15 protein-coding genes are annotated in these 17,277 nt (G+C 65.9%); 6 read left to right on the top strand and 9 right to left on the bottom strand.

Annotated elements, in window-relative coordinates; genetic code table 11:
* Window positions 1–1,760 (bottom strand): proteasome ATPase (gene arc / locus WAW17_RS09040; RefSeq protein ID WP_422332647.1); only part of this gene is annotated, 1,760 nt, incomplete at its 3' end.
* A gap of 184 nt (window positions 1,761–1,944) precedes the next feature.
* Between arc and WAW17_RS09035 the strand changes: the two genes are divergently transcribed.
* The gene (locus tag WAW17_RS09035; protein WP_422332646.1) at window positions 1,945–2,415 is read left to right on the top strand and encodes a hypothetical protein; all 471 of its coding nucleotides are present in this window, start codon (window positions 1,945–1,947) and stop codon (window positions 2,413–2,415) included.
* A 62-nt stretch (window positions 2,416–2,477) separates the two neighbouring features.
* On the opposite strand, the gene WAW17_RS09030 is transcribed toward WAW17_RS09035, so the two are convergent.
* The gene (locus WAW17_RS09030; protein WP_422332645.1) at window positions 2,478–3,332 is read right to left on the bottom strand and encodes a tRNA (adenine-N1)-methyltransferase; all 855 of its coding nucleotides are present in this window, start codon (window positions 3,330–3,332) and stop codon (window positions 2,478–2,480) included.
* A gap of 120 nt (window positions 3,333–3,452) precedes the next feature.
* On the opposite strand from WAW17_RS09030, the gene WAW17_RS09025 reads away from it, so the two are divergent.
* Window positions 3,453–4,379, top strand: a complete 927-nt coding sequence (locus WAW17_RS09025; protein ID WP_422332644.1) for a RecB family exonuclease — start codon at window positions 3,453–3,455, stop codon at window positions 4,377–4,379.
* The gene (locus WAW17_RS09020; RefSeq protein ID WP_422332643.1) at window positions 4,376–5,200 is read left to right on the top strand and encodes a thioesterase family protein; all 825 of its coding nucleotides are present in this window, start codon (window positions 4,376–4,378) and stop codon (window positions 5,198–5,200) included. The genes WAW17_RS09025 and WAW17_RS09020 overlap by 4 nt, the downstream gene beginning before the upstream one ends.
* A gap of 54 nt (window positions 5,201–5,254) precedes the next feature.
* On the opposite strand, the gene hisG is transcribed toward WAW17_RS09020, so the two are convergent.
* The 6 genes from hisG to metH are packed head-to-tail and all read right to left on the bottom strand — an operon-like array spanning window position 5,255 to window position 12,489.
* On the bottom strand, window positions 5,255–6,106 hold the full coding sequence (hisG, locus tag WAW17_RS09015; RefSeq protein WP_422332642.1) for an ATP phosphoribosyltransferase: 852 nt from the start codon (window positions 6,104–6,106) through the stop codon (window positions 5,255–5,257).
* A 44-nt stretch (window positions 6,107–6,150) separates the two neighbouring features.
* Window positions 6,151–6,432 carry a phosphoribosyl-ATP diphosphatase gene (locus tag WAW17_RS09010; RefSeq protein ID WP_422332641.1) on the bottom strand — a complete coding sequence of 94 codons (282 nt, stop codon included), beginning with the start codon at window positions 6,430–6,432 and terminating at the stop codon, window positions 6,151–6,153.
* 25 nt (window positions 6,433–6,457) lie between these two features.
* On the bottom strand, window positions 6,458–7,351 hold the full coding sequence (locus WAW17_RS09005) for a pseudouridine synthase (RefSeq protein WP_422332640.1): 894 nt from the start codon (window positions 7,349–7,351) through the stop codon (window positions 6,458–6,460).
* A 1-nt stretch (window position 7,352) separates the two neighbouring features.
* Window positions 7,353–8,213, bottom strand: coding sequence for a rhodanese-related sulfurtransferase (locus WAW17_RS09000; RefSeq protein ID WP_422332639.1), 861 nt, complete (start codon window positions 8,211–8,213; stop codon window positions 7,353–7,355).
* 15 nt (window positions 8,214–8,228) lie between these two features.
* Window positions 8,229–8,927 carry an HAD family hydrolase gene (locus WAW17_RS08995; protein ID WP_422332638.1) on the bottom strand — a complete coding sequence of 233 codons (699 nt, stop codon included), beginning with the start codon at window positions 8,925–8,927 and terminating at the stop codon, window positions 8,229–8,231.
* The gene (metH, locus tag WAW17_RS08990) at window positions 8,920–12,489 is read right to left on the bottom strand and encodes a methionine synthase (protein ID WP_422332637.1); all 3,570 of its coding nucleotides are present in this window, start codon (window positions 12,487–12,489) and stop codon (window positions 8,920–8,922) included. The genes WAW17_RS08995 and metH overlap by 8 nt, the downstream gene beginning before the upstream one ends.
* 51 nt (window positions 12,490–12,540) lie before the next feature.
* Here metH and WAW17_RS08985 point away from each other — a divergent pair, with 51 nt between their 5' ends.
* Entirely contained in the window at window positions 12,541–13,482 is a 942-nt protein-coding gene (locus WAW17_RS08985) for a PAC2 family protein (RefSeq protein WP_422332636.1), read from the top strand.
* A 43-nt stretch (window positions 13,483–13,525) separates the two neighbouring features.
* On the opposite strand, the gene WAW17_RS08980 is transcribed toward WAW17_RS08985, so the two are convergent.
* A complete protein-coding gene (locus WAW17_RS08980) occupies window positions 13,526–14,140 on the bottom strand; it encodes a class I SAM-dependent methyltransferase (RefSeq protein WP_422332635.1) in 615 nt (204 codons plus the stop codon).
* Window positions 14,141–14,358: 218 nt separating this feature from the next.
* Here WAW17_RS08980 and nirB point away from each other — a divergent pair, with 218 nt between their 5' ends.
* Complete coding sequence (nirB, locus tag WAW17_RS08975) at window positions 14,359–16,854, top strand: nitrite reductase large subunit NirB (RefSeq protein ID WP_422332634.1); 2,496 nt, start codon at window positions 14,359–14,361, stop codon at window positions 16,852–16,854.
* Entirely contained in the window at window positions 16,851–17,177 is a 327-nt protein-coding gene (locus tag WAW17_RS08970) for a Rieske (2Fe-2S) protein (RefSeq protein ID WP_422332633.1), read from the top strand. Before nirB ends, WAW17_RS08970 begins: the two co-directional genes overlap by 4 nt.
* Window positions 17,178–17,277 lie beyond the last annotated feature (100 nt).

Below are 17,277 nucleotides of genomic sequence, written 5' to 3'. Positions count from 1 at the left end.
GTGTTGGACTCGGTGTCGATGGCGCGGCTCGCGCTCGCGTTCTTGCCGGTGACCAACGTGCGGATGTAAACGATCCGCTCGCCCTTCTTGCCGGAGATCCGTGCCCAATCATCCGGGTTGGTGGTGTTCGGCAGATCCTCGTTCTCGGAGAACTCGTCGACGATCGAGTCGAACAGGTGCTGGACCCGCAGGCCGGGAGCCCCGGTGTCGAGCACCGACTTGATCGCGTACTTCTTGGCCCGGTCCACGATGTTCTGAATCATGGCGCCCGAGTTGAAGTCCTTGAAGTACAGGACGTCCTTGTCGCCGTTGGCATAGGTGACCTCGAGGAAACGGTTCTCCTCGCTCTCGGCGTACATCCGATCGACGACCCGTTCGATCATGGCGCGGATGCACGCTGTGCGATCACCGCCGAACTCCGCGAGATCATCGCTGTGCACCGGCAGCGTGTCCGTCAGGTACTTCGAGAAGATGTCCTGAGCAGATTCCGCGTCCGGCCGCTCGATCTTGATCTTCACGTCCAGTCGGCCCGGTCGCAGGATTGCCGGGTCGATCATGTCCTCGCGGTTGGACGCGCCGATCACGATGACGTTCTCGAGTCCTTCGACGCCGTCGATCTCGCTGAGCAGCTGTGGCACGACCGTGGTCTCGACGTCGGAGGAGACTCCGGACCCACGGGTTCGGAAGATCGAGTCCATCTCGTCGAAGAAGACGATGACCGGCGTGCCTTCGGACGCCTTCTCACGAGCCCGCTGGAAGATGAGCCTGATGTGACGCTCGGTCTCACCCACGAACTTGTTGAGCAGTTCCGGGCCCTTGATGTTGAGGAAGAACGACTTCGCTTCCTTGCTGTCCTGTCCCCTGGCCTCGGCGATCTTCTTGGCCAGCGAGTTCGCGACGGCCTTGGCGATCAGCGTCTTACCGCAGCCGGGCGGGCCGTAGAGCAACACACCCTTGGGCGGCCGCAGTGCGTACTCGCGGAACAGGTCTTTGTGCAGAAACGGCAGCTCGACGGCGTCGCGGATCTGTTCGATCTGACGTCCGAGCCCGCCGATGTCGTCGTAGTGCACATCGGGAACTTCTTCGAGAACCAGATCCTCGACCTCGGCCTTGGGAATTCGCTCGAAGGCATAACCGGCCTTGGTGTCGACCAGCAACGAGTCGCCGGGCCGGAGCTTGCGCGTGGGCGAATCGATGTCGTAGGCGACCGTTTCCTGCTCGCTCTCCGCGTACACGATGGCGAGCGGCTCGGCCAGCCACACGATGCGTTCCTCGTCGGCATGACCCACCACGAGGGCACGCTGACCGTCGTCGAGGACCTCGCGCAGGGTGCTGATCTCACCCACCCGCTCGAAGTGACCGGCCTCGACGATGGTGAGGGCTTCGTTCAGCCGTACGGTCTGTCCGAGCTTGAGGTCGTCGGTGTCGACGTTGGGTGAGCAGGTGAGGCGCATCTTGCGTCCCGAGGTGAATACGTCGACCGTCTGGTCGTCGTGCACGCCGAGCAGCACGCCGTAGCCGCTCGGTGGCTGACCGAGCCGGTCGACCTCCTCGCGGAGCGCGATGAGCTGTTGACGGGCTTCCTTGAGCGTGTCCATCAGCTTCGTGTTCCTGATGGACAGCGAGTCCACCCGCGATTCCATCTCGCGAAGCTGTTCGGGTGACTCAGCGAGCTGCCTTCGCAGGGCCGACGCCTCCGCGCGCAACGCTTCGAGCTCTCGTGCGGCCGCAACCGAATCGGGGTTCTCTGTCGAGCTCATGTGCGTCTCCTCCCAATGAAGATCTATCAACGCTACCGGCACTGCCCGAATTCTGCGCCGTGACACGGATTCCACGGATTGCGAATCGGCATACACGCCCGCCGCGACGCGAAAAACCCATGTTAGCCTTACCTATCTACCAAGTGCTTTCCTTCGGATTCCGTGCAGAACGAAAGGTCCCATCGTGATTATCCGCAAACCCCTCGTCACCGCGGGCGCGCTGATCGTCGCGCTGTCGCTGTCCGCCTGTGTGTCCGTCGACACCGCCGACGAGGACGCTCCGGCTTCCTCCGCCGCGAGTGCGACCGCTGCGGAGATCGCCGCGCCGTCCGCGGAGACACTGCAGGACACGCTGACGTTGCTCGTCGACCCGGCTCGCTCCGTGGACGAGAAGTCGGCCGCCGTGGAAGACGGCGAGACGCGGCGGCCGAATATCGAGGCGATGTCTGCGGCGATGGCCGATTACCCGGTGTCCTTCACCGTGTCCGACGTACAGGTCGAGGGCACCACCGCGACAGCGGCTGTCGCCGCGAAGAGCCCCCACGGCGAGGCCGCCCCCACCCCATGGACGTGGAAGTATCTCGACGGCGCCTGGAAGGTGTCCGACGAGAGCACGTGCACCTTGCTCGGCATGGCACGCGCGGCCTGCGGCTGAGAGCTACGGCATCGATCCACCCGCCGCGGCATCCCCCTTCCGGATGCCGCCGCGGTTCGTTCTCAGCCCTTGCCGGAGCGCCGTTGCGGCTTGGGGGTGACGGTTCCTTCGGCCAGACGACGGGCACTCACCAGGAACGCCGTGTGCCCCTGCATCCGATGCTCGGGACGCACGGCGAGCCCGACGACATGCCAGCCGCGGAGGATCGATTCCCACGACCTCGGCTCTGTCCAGCATTCCTGCTCGCGCATCGCCTCGACGACCTTCGACAGCTGAGTCACGGTCGCCACGTAGACCATGAGAACCCCGCCTGGCACCAGAGCCTTCGAGACCGCCGGAAGCACGTCCCAGGGTGCGAGCATGTCGAGGACCACCCGGTCCACCTGTCCGCCGGCGGCCTCGACGTCGAACTCGGCGACATCGCCGATGGCCAGTTCCCAGTTCGGGGGCCGCTCCCCGAAGAACGTCTCGACATTGCGGACGGCGTGCTCGGCATGGTCGTCGCGGACCTCCCAGGACAGCACCCGGCCCTCCGGGCCGACCGCGCGGAGCAGCGAGCACGTCAACGCGCCCGATCCCGCGCCGGCTTCGAGCACCCGCGCGCCCGGGAAGATATCCCCCTCGTGGACGATCTGCGCGGCGTCCTTCGGGTAGATCACCTGGGCGCCCCGCGGCATCGACAGGATGTAGTCGACCAGCAGCGGACGAAGCGCGAGGTAGGGCGTGCCGTTGGTCGACTTGACCACGCTGCCCTCCTCGGTGCCGATCAGGTCGTCGTGGAGGATGCCGCCTCGATGCGTGTGGAATTCCTTGCCTGCCTCGAGGTTCACCGTGTAGTGGCGACCCTTGGAGTCCGTCAGCTGGACACGGTCACCCACCCGAAACGGCCCGCTCGGTCTCGTTTCGCGTCCCACCATCGTCACCGACTCCTCAGCCTGTTCATCCGACGCCCGTCGGGCGCCCGCATGCCGACGCAACCAGTGATCGCATCGGCGGCCCCGACGGAACTGTCGGACCACGGGCATACCCTGCCAGGTGTGAGCATCGCAGAGTCGCCAGCCCCCACGACAAAGGGTTCCCCATCACAAAAAGACTCGCCGGTCACCCCGGGCGACAGCGGTGCGACACCCCCGCGGCGTCCCGCTCTGTCACCGTCCCGGGCGAGCGACTTCAAGCAGTGCCCGCTGCTGTACCGCTTCCGCGCGGTGGACCGGCTACCCGAGGCTCCGTCGAGAGCTCAGGTGAAGGGCACTGTGGTGCATGCGGCATTGGAAACCCTCTTCGGGCTGCCGGCAGCCGACCGGATACCGCAGCGCGCAGCGGATCTGGTTCGCCCGTCGTGGGACCGCGTACTGGCCGATGCGCCCGACCTGGTCGACCTGGTGCCCGCCGAGGAGCGCGACTCGTTCCTCGACGAGGCCCGCACCCTCGTCACCGCCTACTACGGGCTCGAAGATCCCACGCGGTTCGAGGCCGAGTCGTGCGAACTGCACGTCGAAACCGAACTGGCCGACGGCGTGATTCTGCGCGGGTTCGTCGATCGGATCGACGTGGCACCCACCGGGGAGGTGCGGGTCGTCGACTACAAGACCGGACGCGCCCCGCGGGAAATGTCGGAGTCGAAAGCGCTGTTCCAGATGAAGTTCTATGCGCTGGTGTTACTGCGCACGCGCGGCCTCGTGCCCGCGCAGTTGCGATTGCTGTATCTCGCGTCCGGCACCGTGCTGACCTATGCCCCGGACGAAGACGAACTACTGAGATTCGAACGCACCCTGTCGGCGATCTGGAGGGCGATCCTCACTGCGGGTGCCACCGGAGATTTCCGGCCCAAGCCCAGTCGCCTGTGCGACTGGTGTGATCACAAAGCGCTGTGCCCTTCGTTCGGCGGTACCCCGCCCCCGTACCCTGGATGGCCGGAGGCACCCGCCCGACAAGACCAGGTATTCGAGGAGATTGCCGAATGAGTGACGAGTCCTATTACGTGGCACTCGATTTCGAAAACCGTTCAGGGAACGACGTGACGATCGAACGGTTCGCCAGTACGGCCGCCACGGTCAGTGTGTGGTCCGAAACCATGCAGCACGGCGCGCCCCCGTCGGCGCTGCTCGTACGGGCACTCGAACGTTGCGGCCGCCGCGAGGATGTTCGTCTCACCCGGGTGGTCGTGGAAATTCTGGGACCGATCCCGATCGCGGACCTCGAAGTGCGATCGTGGGTGCAACGTCCGGGCCGCAATGTGGAACTCGTCGTCGCGGAACTCTGGACACCGGACGGCAGTGGCACCGCGCGTGCGGTGGCCCGGGGCTCGGCGTGGCGGATGGCGACGGTCGATACCCGGGCCGCGGTCCACGTGGCCGAACCCCCTCTCGCCCCACCGTCCGCGGGCGGGGAAGGCCGGCTCAACAGCGCCTGGGGTTCCGGCTACCTCGACACTCTCGAGTGGAGCTGGATCGACGACACCAGCACCGACGGTCCGCGCACGGTCTGGGCCGCACCGAAGCCGGCCCTGGTGCTGGGCGAGAAGCTGACGCCGATGGAACGGTTGTTCGCCGTCGCGGACGTCGCCAATGGTGTGGGCGCAAAGCTGGACCCGACGGAATGGACGTTCCTCAACACCGACCTCACCGTTCACATCTTTCGAGTTCCCGAAGGTGAATGGGTGGGTATCAGCGCCGAAACGTCCATCGGGCCGGATGGTGTGGGCATGTGCGCCGGAGTGCTGTACGACGAGAGCGGTGCCGTCGGCCGAATCGCTCAGACACTACAGATTCGGGCCCGCTCCTGAACCCAAGCGCGGGCACGAATCAGCTACTGCAACAGCCTTTTCAGGGGACGGTGCTCATAGAGCGCGCACCGATCGGATGTTCGAGGCGAGGATTGCTTTGGCTCCGAGTCCGGCCAGCTGATCCATCACTCCGTTGTGTCCCTTGATCGGCACCATCGCCCGAACCGCCACCCAGTTCTCGTCGGCGAGTGGCGACAGGGTCGGAGATTCGAGACCCGGGGTGATCTTCAGCGCCTCGTCGAGAATGCGCTTGGGGCAGTCGTAGTCGAGCATCAGGTTCTGCTGCGCGAACACGATGCCACGCACCCGCTCGATCAACTGGTTGCGCGCGGAGTCGTCCGCCGCAGACCCGGTGCGCTCGATGAGGACGCCCTCGGAATCGCACAGGGTGTCGCCGAAGGCCACGAGATTGTGCTGGCGGAGCGTGCGGCCCGAGCCCACCACGTCCGCGATCGCGTCCGCGACACCGAGCTGGATGGAGATCTCCACCGCACCGTCGAGGCGAATGACCGACGCCTCGATACCGCGGGCAGTCAGATCGTCTCGCACCAGGTTGGGGTACGAGGTGGCGATCCGGAGACCACCCAGATCTTCGACCCGCCATTCCTTGCCGGCAGGTGCGGCGTAGCGGAAGCTGGAGCGACCGAAGCCGAGGGAGAGTCGTTCGGTGACCGGGGCGCCGGAATCTCGCGCCAGGTCCCGGCCCGTGATGCCCAGGTCGAGTTCGCCGGAACCGACGTAGATCGCGATGTCCTTGGGACGCAGGAAGAAGAACTCGACCTGATTGGACGGATCCAGGACGGTGAGGTCGCGCGAATCGGTCCGGCGGCGGTAACCGGCCTCACTGAGAATTTCGGCGGCGGACTCGGACAGCGAGCCCTTGTTCGGAACAGCGACGCGCAGCATGGCGGGGTCCTTTCGGGGAAGCGGGTAGGAGGAACGATCACCGATCACAGATGCCGGTAGACGTCCTCGAGCTTCAGCCCCTTACCCACCATCAGCACCTGCACCCAGTACAGCAATTGAGAAATTTCCTCGGCGAGTGCCTCGTCGGTCTCGTGTTCGGCGGCGATCCACACCTCACCTGCCTCTTCGAGGATCTTCTTACCCTGCGAATGGACGCCGGCGTCCAAGGCGGCAACGGTGCCGGAACCCTCGGGGCGGGTGGCGGCACGCTCGGTCAGCTCGGCGAACAGGGATTCGAAGGTCTTCACGAGGACCCATTGTTTCACGCCGCCACACGCTTCTCCGAACCGGTTACCACGCGAGCGTGCGGTGGCTCTCGAAGCGGCGCAACTCGCCCGACAGCGGGTCGGTGAACTCGATGGCCCGGGCGAGCAATTGCAGCGGCATGGAGAAATCCCCCGGCTCGGATCGGCGGAAGTTCGGGTAGTAGTTGTCCCCGTCGATGGGCAGCCCGAGCGAGGACATGTGCACTCGCAGTTGATGGGTGCGGCCGGACTTCGGCAGGAGGCGGTACCGCGCCCGATTTCCCCGGAATTCGATCAGCTCGACGACGGTCTCGCTGTTCGGTGCGCCCGGTTCCTCCGTGGCCGTCATGATGCCGTGTTCCTTGACGATGCGGCTACGGACCGTGCGCGGAAAGGTCAGCGTGGGGTCGTACCCCGCGACCGCCTCGTATTCCTTGGTGACCTCCTGGGCAGCGAAAAGTTCCTGATACGCCCTGCGATGCTCCGGCCGGACGAGGAACACCAGAACCCCGGCGGTCATGCGATCGAGCCGGTGGGCCGGAGTGAGGTCGGGCAGATCGAGCGCTCGCCGCAACCGGACCACCGCGGTCTCGGTGATGTGGGCGCCACGCGGGATGGTCGCGAGAAAGTGCGGCTTGTCGATGACCACGAGATGGCCGTCGCGGTGAAGGATCTCGATATCGAACGGCACCGGAATCTCCGGTGCCGGGTCGCGGTAGAAGTACAGGTATCGGGTGGGCGAGCAGCGTGTCCCGTGATCGATCACCCGGCCGTGTTCGTCGACCACCTCGCCGCTGTCGATCAGGCCGAGCCAATGGGCGGCCTCGTCCGGGTACGTCTGCGTCAGGAACTCCGCAACGGTCGCGGCCGCAACGTCGGCCGGCATCCGCAGCCGATCCGGGCCGAGTCCGTCCCGGACCGGCAAAGGCGCCCCGCGCATCTCAGGAAGTCCGCTCTACGGAACTGCACCGCTCGCAGACCAGGGCGAGCTCCCGCCCCTGCTCGACGGCGAGATTCTGGTACCGCGACGTCGGCTCGTCACATCGGGAACACCGGCCCAGAGTCTTTGCCTTGTCGGAGAATTCGACTTTCATCCGCTTGTCGAACACGTACAGCGAGCCTTCCCACAGGCCTTCGTCGCCGAAGGTTTCGCCGTACCGCACGATGCCACCGTCGAGTTGGTACACCTCACCGAACCCACGCGAGCGCATCAGCGAGGACAGCACCTCGCATCGCACTCCCCCGGTGCAGTACGTGATCACAGCCTTGTCCTTCAGGTGATCGTACTTACCGCTGTCGAGTTCACTCACGAACTCGCGGGTGGTCGAGACGTCGGGAACCACCGCGCCGCGGAACCGGCCGATCTCGGCTTCGAAGGCGTTTCGGCCGTCGAAGAACACGACGTCGTCGCCGCGCCCCTCGACAAGTTGGTGAACTTCTTCGGGCGCGAGGTGGGTGCCGCCACCCATCACCCCGTCAGTCGCCACCGCCAGCTCATCCGGAGCGCCGAACGTGACGATCTCGGGCCGCACCTTGACGCTCAGGCGCGGGAAATCGTTCCCCAGACCGTCGGACCACTTGATGTCGGCATCCTTGAACGGGCGGTAGTTGCGCGTGCCCTTGATGTATTTCTTGACATCCCGGATGTCGCCGCCGACGGTCGCATTGATGCCGTGCTCCGAGATCAGGATGCGTCCGGTGAGGTTGTTCGCCGCGGCGAGGGTTTGCTGCCACAGCCGTATTGCCTCGGGGTCGGCGAGCGGTGTGAACACATAGAACAACACGATTTTGGGGACTGCCACGGGAAACGAGGATACCTAGAGCCGGATTCCCGCCGGCTGCGCCGCCCACAACGCGGTCAGCTCACTGCCGCTGAGTCCCTCGAGGCTCGACCGGAACACGCGGCCCGGACCCGCCGGAACCTGCACCTCGCACGGCACCACCAGCACCGGGCAACCCGCCGCCTGCGCCGCGGCCGCACCGGTCGGCGAATCCTCGACGGCGAGGCACTGCGACGGGTCCAGGCCCAGAAGTTCCGCACCGCGCAGGTACGGGTCGGGATACGGCTTACCTAGGGCCACCTCGTCACCGCACACCGAGTGGTCGAAGTTGTCCCTGCCCAAGGTCTCGAGTGCGCGCTCGGTGAGCCGGCGTTCGGTGTTGGTGACCAAAGCCGACCGCAGACCGTGCTCACGTACCGTCCGCAGTGCCGCCTCGGCGCCCGGACGCCACGGAACGCCGTCGCCGAACAGAACCTCGACCCGGCTGTACATCCACTCCTTGGCTTCGGCCACCGCCACCGGATGCTGCTCGAGGCCGAGCGACGCGAAGATCGCCGCGACTGCGTCGGCACTGGACGCACCGATCGTCAGCCGCCGGGTCTCGTCGGTCATCGGCCCGCCGAGATGCAGCGACAACTCCCGCACCGCGACGTCCCACATCTTCTCGGAATCGAGAAGGGTGCCGTCCATGTCCCACAGCACAGCTGCGAAGCCTGTGACAGCAGCCTCAGACATTGAAGTACTTGGCTTCGGGATGATGCAGAACGAACGCATCCGTCGACTGCTCGGGATGCAGTTGCAGCTCCTCCGAGAGCTTCACGCCGATGCGCTCGGGTTCGAGCAACGCCACCATCTTCGCGCGGTCCTCGAGGTTGGGGCAGGCGCCGTAGCCGAACGAGTAACGGGCCCCCCGATACGCGAGATCGAAGTATCCGGCCACCTCGGACGGGTCCTGCTCTGCCACAGCGTGACCGTCCGGGAACACAAGTTCCTCACGGATCCGGCGATGCCAGTACTCGGCGAGGGACTCGGTCAGCTGCACACCGATGCCGTGCACCTCGAGGTAGTCGCGGTACGAGTTGGCGGCGAACAGTTCGTTGGCGAAGTCGGCGATCGGCTGGCCCATCGTCACCAACTGCAGCGGGAACACGTCGACCCGACCGGTTTCCTCGGCATCGGTCCGCGAGCGCACGAAATCCGCAATGCACAGGAACCGGTCCCGGTGCTGCCGGGGGAATGTGAAGCGGAACCGCTCTTCGGCATCAGGAGTGGGTTCGGTGAGCACCACCACGTCGTCGCCTTCGGAGACCGCAGGGAAATAGCCGTACACCACCGCGGCGTGCGCCAGGATGCCCTCGGTGCTGAGTCGATCGAGCCAGTACCGCAGGCGAGGACGCCCCTCGGTCTCGACCAGTTCCTCGTACGTCGGTCCGTCACCGGACCGTTGCCCGCGCAGACCCCACTGGCCGAGAAACAGAGCCCGCTCGTCGAGAAGTCCCGAGTAGTCGGACAGCGAGACACCCTTGACGATCCGGCTCCCCCAGAACGGTGGTCGCGGGATCTCGATGTCGGTGGCGACGTCGGAGCGCTCGGGAACGACGATCGGCACCTCGGCGGCCTTGCGCTTCTCCGCGATGCGCTTGGAGCGTTCGTGACGGGCCTTGCGCTCCGCCACCTTCTCACGGGCAGCGATCGCCTCGGGGCTGTCCGGGTCGAGTCCCCCACCGCGCTTGACGGCCATGATCTCGTCCATCTTGTGCAGACCCTCGAAGGCGTCCCGCGCGTAGCTGACATCGCCCTCGTACACCTCGGCCAGATCGTTCTCGACGTAGGACCGGGTGAGTGCAGCGCCACCGAGCATCACCGGGAACTTCTCCGCGACGCCCTTGGCGTTGAGTTCCCGCAAGTTGTCCTTCATCACCACGGTCGACTTGACCAGCAGACCGGACATCCCGATCACGTCGGCCCTCTGCTCGATCGCGGCATCGAGAATAGTTGCGATGGGCTGCTTGATACCGAGATTCACGACGTCGTAGCCGTTGTTGCTCAGGATGATATCGACGAGGTTCTTGCCGATGTCGTGGACGTCGCCCTTCACGGTGGCGATGACGATGCGACCCTTGCCGTCCTCGTCGGAGGCCTCCATGTGCGGTTCGAGGTACGCCACGGCCGCCTTCATCACCTCGGCGGACTGCAGCACGAACGGAAGCTGCATCTGACCGGAACCGAAGAGTTCGCCGACGGTCTTCATGCCCGAGAGCAGCGTCTCGTTGATGATCGCGAGCGGCGGCTTCTCTTCCATCGCGGCAGCGAGGTCCTCGTCGAGGCCGTTGCGCTCGCCGTCGACAATCCGCCGCTCCAGCCGCTCGAACAGCGGCAGCGCCGCCAGTTCCTGCGCGCGCGACTCACGAGCGGAGGCGGCGGAGACACCCTCGAACAGCTGCATCAGTTTCTGCAGCGGGTCGTATCCCTCACGACGGCGGTCGTAGACGAGGTCGAGCGCGGTCCGGCGTTGCTCCTCGGGGATTCGGGCCATCGGCAGAATCTTGGACGCGTGCACGATCGCGGTGTCGAGACCCGCCTCGGTGCACTCGTGCAGAAACACCGAGTTGAGCACCTGACGAGCGGCCGGATTCAGGCCGAACGAGATATTGGACACCCCGAGGGTGAAATGCACCCTCGGATGCCGCTTCTTCAGTTCGCGGATGGCCTCGATGGTCTCGATGCCGTCGCGGCGCACCTCCTCCTGCCCGGTCGAGATGGGGAAGGTCAGCGCGTCGATGATCACATCGGATTCGTCGAGACCCCAGTTGGTGGTGATGTCCGCCAGGAGCCGCTCGGCGATCCGGACCTTGTGCTCCGCCGTGCGCGCCTGTCCCTCCTCATCGATGGTCAGTGCCACCACGGCGGCACCGTGTTCCTTGACCAGACGCATGATTTTCTGGAACCGCGAGTCGGGACCGGCCCCGTCCTCGTAGTTGACCGAGTTCACCGCGCACCGACCGCCGAGATGCTCGAGTCCGGCCTGCAACACGGCAGGCTCGGTGGAGTCGAGCATGATCGGCAACGTGGACGACGTCGCGAGCCGGCTCGCGAGAGCAGACATGTCGGCGGCGCCGTCGCGGCCCACGTAATCGACGTTGAGGTCGAGCATGTGGGCGCCGTCGCGGGTCTGATCCTTCGCGATGTCGAGGCACTTCTGGTAGTCCTCGGCGATCATCGCGTCACGAAAAGCCTTGGAGCCGTTGGAGTTGGTGCGCTCACCGATCATCAGGATGCTGGCGTCCTGTTCGAACGGCACAGCCGTGTACAACGAAGACGTACCCGGCTCGTGTATCGGACTGCGCTGAGCCTTCTCGACGTGCCGCACGGCCTCGGCGACCTGCCGGATGTGTTCGGGGGTGGTGCCACAGCAGCCACCGACGAGATCCAGACCGAACTCTGCGACGAACCCGCTGAGCGCCTCCGCGAGCTCCTCGGCGGTGAGGGGGTACTCGGCGCCGGAGGGCCCGAGTTGCGGCAGGCCTGCGTTGGGCATGACCGACACCGGGAGCGAGCTGTACTTGGACAGATGGCGAAGATGCTCGCTCATCTCGGCGGGGCCGGTGGCGCAGTTGAGCCCGATCATGTCGATACCCAACGGTTCGAGAGCCGTGAGCGCGGCGCCGATCTCGCTGCCGAGAAGCATGGTTCCCGTGGTTTCGACGGTGACGTGGGTGATGATCGGAAGCCGGGAGCCGAGCTTCTCCATCGCACGCTGACTGCCCAGGATGGCGGCCTTCACCTGCAGCAGGTCCTGGCAGGTCTCGACGAGGATGGCATCGGCGCCGCCGTCGATCATGCCCATCGCCGCCTCGGCATAGGCGTCGCGGAGCGTGTGGAACGGCGCGTGCCCGAGGGTCGGCAACTTGGTGCCCGGTCCCATCGAACCCAGAACGAAGCGGCCCATGCCGTCGCGGCCGGGTCCCATCTCGTCGGCTACCTCACGGGCCAGCCGGGTGCCCTTCTCCGCGAGATCGCGGATACGATCCGCGATGTCGTAATCGGCGAGGTTGGGCAGGTTGCAGCCGAAGGTGTTGGTCTCGACCGCGTCGGCACCGGCTTCGAAATAGGCGCGGTGGATGTCTTTCAGCACGTCGGGCCGGGTGTCGTTGAGGATCTCGTTGCACCCTTCCAGCCCCAGGAAGTCGTCCAACGTGAGATCCGCGGCCTGCAGCATCGTTCCCATGGCGCCGTCGCCGATGACAACGCGCTGGGACAACGCATCGAGCAAGGCAGAGTTAAATGGCGCAGACATGTCGTCAAGACTAGTGGGCGACGGAACCGACCCGGGCCGTAGGCTGGGTGAGTGAGTTCCAGTGAGTTCCCTTTCACGCCCCCGGGCCGCGACGACGACGCCCCCGACCCGGCCGACGCCGAAGAGATGGATGCCGGCATCCCCGTACTCCGCGACCCTGTGCTCGTCGCCGCCTTCGAGGGGTGGAACGATGCGGGCGACGCAGCAAGCGGGGCGGTCGAGCACCTCGAGTTGACGTGGGACGCCCAGCCCCTGGCCGAGCTCGACTCCGAGGACTACTACGACTACCAGGTGAACCGCCCCACCGTCCGCCAGGTCGACGGCGTCACCCGGGAGATCGTCTGGCCCGCCACTCGCATGTCGGTGTGCTCACCTCCCGGCAGCGACCGCGACGTCGTGCTGTTACGCGGCATCGAACCGAACATGCGATGGCGAAGCTTCTGCGAGGACCTCCTCGAGCTCATCGACCAACTCCAGATCAACACCGTGGTGATCCTCGGGGCGTTGCTCGCGGATACCCCGCACACCCGTCCCGTTCCGGTGACCGGCAGCGCATACAGCAGCGAGGCGGCCGCGCGGTTCAACCTCGAGCAGACGCGATACGAGGGGCCCACCGGCATCACCGGGGTATTGCAGGACGCCTGTGTGCGTGCGGGTGTTCCCGCCGTGTCGTTCTGGGCGGCGGTACCTCACTACGTGTCGCAACCGCCCAACCCCAAGGCGACCGTCGCTCTGCTACAGCGCGTCGAGGACGTCCTCGACCTCGAGGTGCCGCTCGGCGAGCTGCCCAGCCAGGCCGAGGACTGGCAGGAGTCGGTCACGGAGATGACCGCGGACGACGAGGAGATCGGCGAATACGTCCGCTCGCTCGAGGAACGCGGCGACGCCGAAACCGACATCTCCGAGGCCATATCGAAGATCGACGGCGACGCACTGGCCGCGGAGTTCGAACGGTACCTACGCAGGCGTGGTCCCGGCAGCTTCGGTCTGTGACCTTTCAGCCCCGAACCGTCTCGGTGAAGAACGACCCCGCCCGTCACTGCGCGCGCGAGAACACCGCCACCAGGTACTCGGACTCGTCGGTGAAGGGCCGCAGATCCCACGTCGACAGCCGCAGATCCACCGCGAGACCGGCGGCCGCGGCGTCGGTCAGAAACTGCGGGAACTCGTAGCCCCGACCTGCACCGAACCCCACGACCACCCGGCCCTCAGGGGCGAGATGACGGCCGAAACCGGCCAGCACCGCCTCGCGCGTGGACGGTGCCAGGAAGGTCATCACGTTGCCTGCGCACACGATGACATCGAAGTCGGCCCCCACCCCGCGGCCCGGCAGATCCAACTCGGCGAGATCACCGACCAGCCAGGTCGGACCGGGATGGTCCTCCTCCGCCGCCGCGATCAACACCGGATCGACATCGACGCCGACCACCACGTGACCGGCTTCGTGCAGGTAGCCACCCAGGCGACCCGGCCCGCACCCCGCATCGAGAACCCGTGCGCCGCGGCGGAGCATCGCGTCGACCAGCCGCGCCTCCCCGACGATGTCCTGGCCCTCGGCCGCCATCGTCCGGAACCGCTCCACGTACCACGTGGAGTGCGCCGGGTCAGCGGCCGTGATCTCCTCCCATTGGCTGGGGGTGCGTCTACTCATCCTCTGTTCCTTCCTCTTCGGTCCGCATCCCGTTCACGGTGGCATTCCCGAACGGTCCCTCGAACCATCATCCGCCGCGCCAGGAACTCCTGTGCTGCGAGAAGCCGAGGCTATCCCGCAGCACCTGACACACGCCGGGGTACACCTGTGAGATGTTCCTGATTCCCACGTAACGTGCACGCAGCCGTTTCGACACGCCCGGGGCGCAACCTCGACTCATGGCCATTACACCGAGTTCGAGCAAGCTGCTGGTCGTCGGCAACGGTATGGCCGGGGCGCGCACCGTCGAGGAGATTCTCAGCCGTGGCGGCGGAGACCGCTTCGCGATCACCATGATCGGCGACGAACCTTACGGCAACTACAACCGGATCATGCTCTCCCACGTGCTGTCCGGGGAGGCGGCAGTCGACGACGAGGACATGATTCTCAATCCGATGGCCTGGTACAGGGCCAACGGCGTCAGGCTCCATGCCGGCGATCGTGCGGTTGCCCTCGATCGGTTCGCGAAAACGGTCACGTGTGAGAGCGGCCGTGTCGTCGACTACGACGTGCTCATCATCGCGACCGGCAGCAATACCTTCTTTCCGAACATGGACGGTCTGCGTGAACCCGACGGCAGGCTGGCGAGGGGTGTGTTCGGCTTCCGCAACATCGCCGACACCAACGGCATGCTCCAGATGGCGCAGGCCCGCGACGACGTGTCCGCCGTGGTGATCGGCGGCGGTCTCCTCGGCCTCGAAGCCGCCTACGGCCTGCGAACCCAGGGACTCACCGTCGACGTCGTGCACTCCCCCGGCCACCTGATGAACCAGCAGCTCGACGAGCGCGGCGGCGGTGTGCTGCGCGCCGAGATCGAGAAACTCGGAGTCGGGGTGCACACCTCGATGCGGACCACCGCGGTGTTGCGCGGCGACGCGGGGCAGGTGACGGGTGTCGCTTTCGTCGACGGCTCCACCCTGGACGCCGACATGGTGGTGGTCACCGCAGGCATTCGTCCCAACACCGAACTGGCACGTGCCGCCGGCCTGGTTGTCGAACGCGGAATCGTGGTCGACGACCAGATGCGCTGCGAGGACGAAGGATCCGTGTACGCGGTCGGCGAATGCGCCCAGCACCGCGGGGAGACGTACGGGCTGGTGGCACCGGTGTGGGAACAGGCCGTCATCCTGGCCGAAGTCCTCACCGGCAGCAATCCCGAGGCCGCGTACAGCGGCTCACGCACGACGACGAAGCTGAAGGTCGCCGGGGTCGACGTAGCAGCAATGGGCGTCAAAGGCCCCGAACTGGCGGACGACGAATTCATCCAGTACTACGAATCACGCAGTGGCACATACAAGAGCGTGGTCGTGCGGGACGGAAAGCTGATCGGTGCCACCCTCATGGGCGACATCAGCAAGGCAGGCTTTCTGACCCAGGCTTTCGACGGCAAGGTGCCGTTGCCCGACGAGCGGATCAGCTTGCTGTTCGACCTCGGCGCCCCGGGAGCCGGGGTGGGTGTCGCCGACCTGCCCGACGACACCCAGGTATGCAACTGCAACGGAGTGAGCAAGGGCGACCTGGTCGCGTGCGTCCACTCCGGCGTCAGGACCCTGACCGAGGTGTGCGCGCAGACCCGCGCCGGCAAGGGATGCGGTTCCTGCAAGGGACTGGTCGCCGACATCGTGGCCTGCGCGGCCGGCGGCGAACTGGAGGCCGACCCGTCCGCCGACTGGTACGTGCCGTGCATACCGATGACCAAGCCCGAGTTGATCGCCACCATTCGCGAGCGTGACCTGCGCGCGGTGTCCCAGGTGTTCACGGAACTCGCCGTCGACGGCAAGGAGGACGCGACCGCGAAGATGCCGCTGGCGTCGCTGCTGCGCACGATCTGGGGTCCGGACTGGGTGGACGAGCGGGGCGCGTTGTTCATCAACGACCGCGTGCACGCCAACATCCAGCGTGACGGCACCTTTTCGGTGGTGCCGCAGATGAAGGGTGGCGTCACCACCCCGGATCAACTCCGCAGGATCGCCGACGTGGCCGACAAGTATCACGTACCACTCGTGAAAGTGACCGGCGGACAGCGGATCGACCTGCTCGGCATCAGGAAAGAAGATCTCCCGAAGGTGTGGGGTGATCTCGACATGCCGTCCGGTTTCGCGTACGGCAAGAGTACGAGGACGGTGAAAACCTGTGTCGGGACGGACTTCTGCCGCTACGGGCTGGGTGATTCGACGAGCCTCGGCATCGCCATCGAGGAGCGGTTCCAGGGCCTGGAGACACCGGCGAAGCTCAAACTCGCGGTAGCCGGCTGCCCACGCAACTGCTCGGAAGCATTGTGCAAGGACCTCGGTGTGGTGGCCGTCGGTGACGGCCGATGGGAGGTGTACATCGGGTGCGCAGCCGGAGCACACGTGCGGAAGGGCGACCTCCTGGCCACCGTCGACTCCCCCGACGCCGTGCTCGCACTCGCCGGGCGGTTCATCCAGTACTACCGCGAGAACGCGAAATGGCTCGAACGCACCTACGACTTCGTACCGCGCATGGGACTCGAACGACTCCAGGCGTTACTGGTGCGAGACGAGGAGGACATAGTGACGGGATTGGACAAGCGGATGCACACGGCTGTCGACGGCTATCGAGATCCCTGGAAGGAGCGCAGCGCACCCAAATCGCCTGCGCAGTTCGCTCCGTCGCTTCCTCTCCTTCCCCTCCCCCAGGTGCCGGTCCGATGACCGCACTGATCGAGGGACGCACGGAGGTCGTGCTCGGCCCGGTGAGCGACCTGACTCCCGGTGAGGGCCGGACATACGTGGTGGAGAACCGGCAAATCGCGGTGTTCCTGTTGCCGGACGGCACGGTCCGGGCAATGGACGCCGTGTGCCCACACAAGAGTGGGCCGCTCGCCGATGGACAGATCGACGGCTCGGTCGTGGTGTGCCCGCTGCACCAGTACGCGTTCTCGCTCGACAACGGCCGGTGCGCGTCCGAAGCTGTGGGCTCGGTGCGCACCTACCCCGCATCGGTCCGTGAGGGGTCCGTCAGGGTGCGCGTCTGATCCCTTCGCGCCGGTGATCATGCGGAAAGTACCTCGTGCTTTCCGCATGATGCCGTGTAGGTGACCACCAAGGAATGTGCGAGCGTTCGCTGTGCAGTAT

It is taken from the genome of Rhodococcus sp. (in: high G+C Gram-positive bacteria) (assembly GCF_049286785.1).
Taxonomy (GTDB): domain Bacteria; phylum Actinomycetota; class Actinomycetes; order Mycobacteriales; family Mycobacteriaceae; genus Rhodococcus_F.
The sequence above is the reverse complement of the archived record's forward strand: the minus strand, read 5'-3'. Positions and strand labels throughout refer to the sequence as shown.

What these genes read in the sequence shown, in the direction of transcription:
- WAW17_RS09030 (WP_422332645.1), bottom strand. Translation starts at nt 3,332, where the DNA reads ATGGTGGGACGCGAAACGAGACCGAGCGGGCCGTTTCGGGTGGGTGAC.
- WAW17_RS09020 (WP_422332643.1), top strand. Translation starts at nt 4,376, where the DNA reads ATGAGTGACGAGTCCTATTACGTGGCACTCGATTTCGAAAACCGTTCA.
- hisG (WP_422332642.1), bottom strand. Translation starts at nt 6,106, where the DNA reads ATGCTGCGCGTCGCTGTTCCGAACAAGGGCTCGCTGTCCGAGTCCGCC.
- WAW17_RS09005 (WP_422332640.1), bottom strand. Translation starts at nt 7,351, where the DNA reads ATGCGCGGGGCGCCTTTGCCGGTCCGGGACGGACTCGGCCCGGATCGG.
- WAW17_RS08995 (WP_422332638.1), bottom strand. Translation starts at nt 8,927, where the DNA reads ATGTCTGAGGCTGCTGTCACAGGCTTCGCAGCTGTGCTGTGGGACATG.
- metH (WP_422332637.1), bottom strand. Translation starts at nt 12,489, where the DNA reads ATGTCTGCGCCATTTAACTCTGCCTTGCTCGATGCGTTGTCCCAGCGC.
- WAW17_RS08980 (WP_422332635.1), bottom strand. Translation starts at nt 14,140, where the DNA reads ATGAGTAGACGCACCCCCAGCCAATGGGAGGAGATCACGGCCGCTGAC.
- nirB (WP_422332634.1), top strand. Translation starts at nt 14,359, where the DNA reads ATGGCCATTACACCGAGTTCGAGCAAGCTGCTGGTCGTCGGCAACGGT.
- WAW17_RS08970 (WP_422332633.1), top strand. Translation starts at nt 16,851, where the DNA reads ATGACCGCACTGATCGAGGGACGCACGGAGGTCGTGCTCGGCCCGGTG.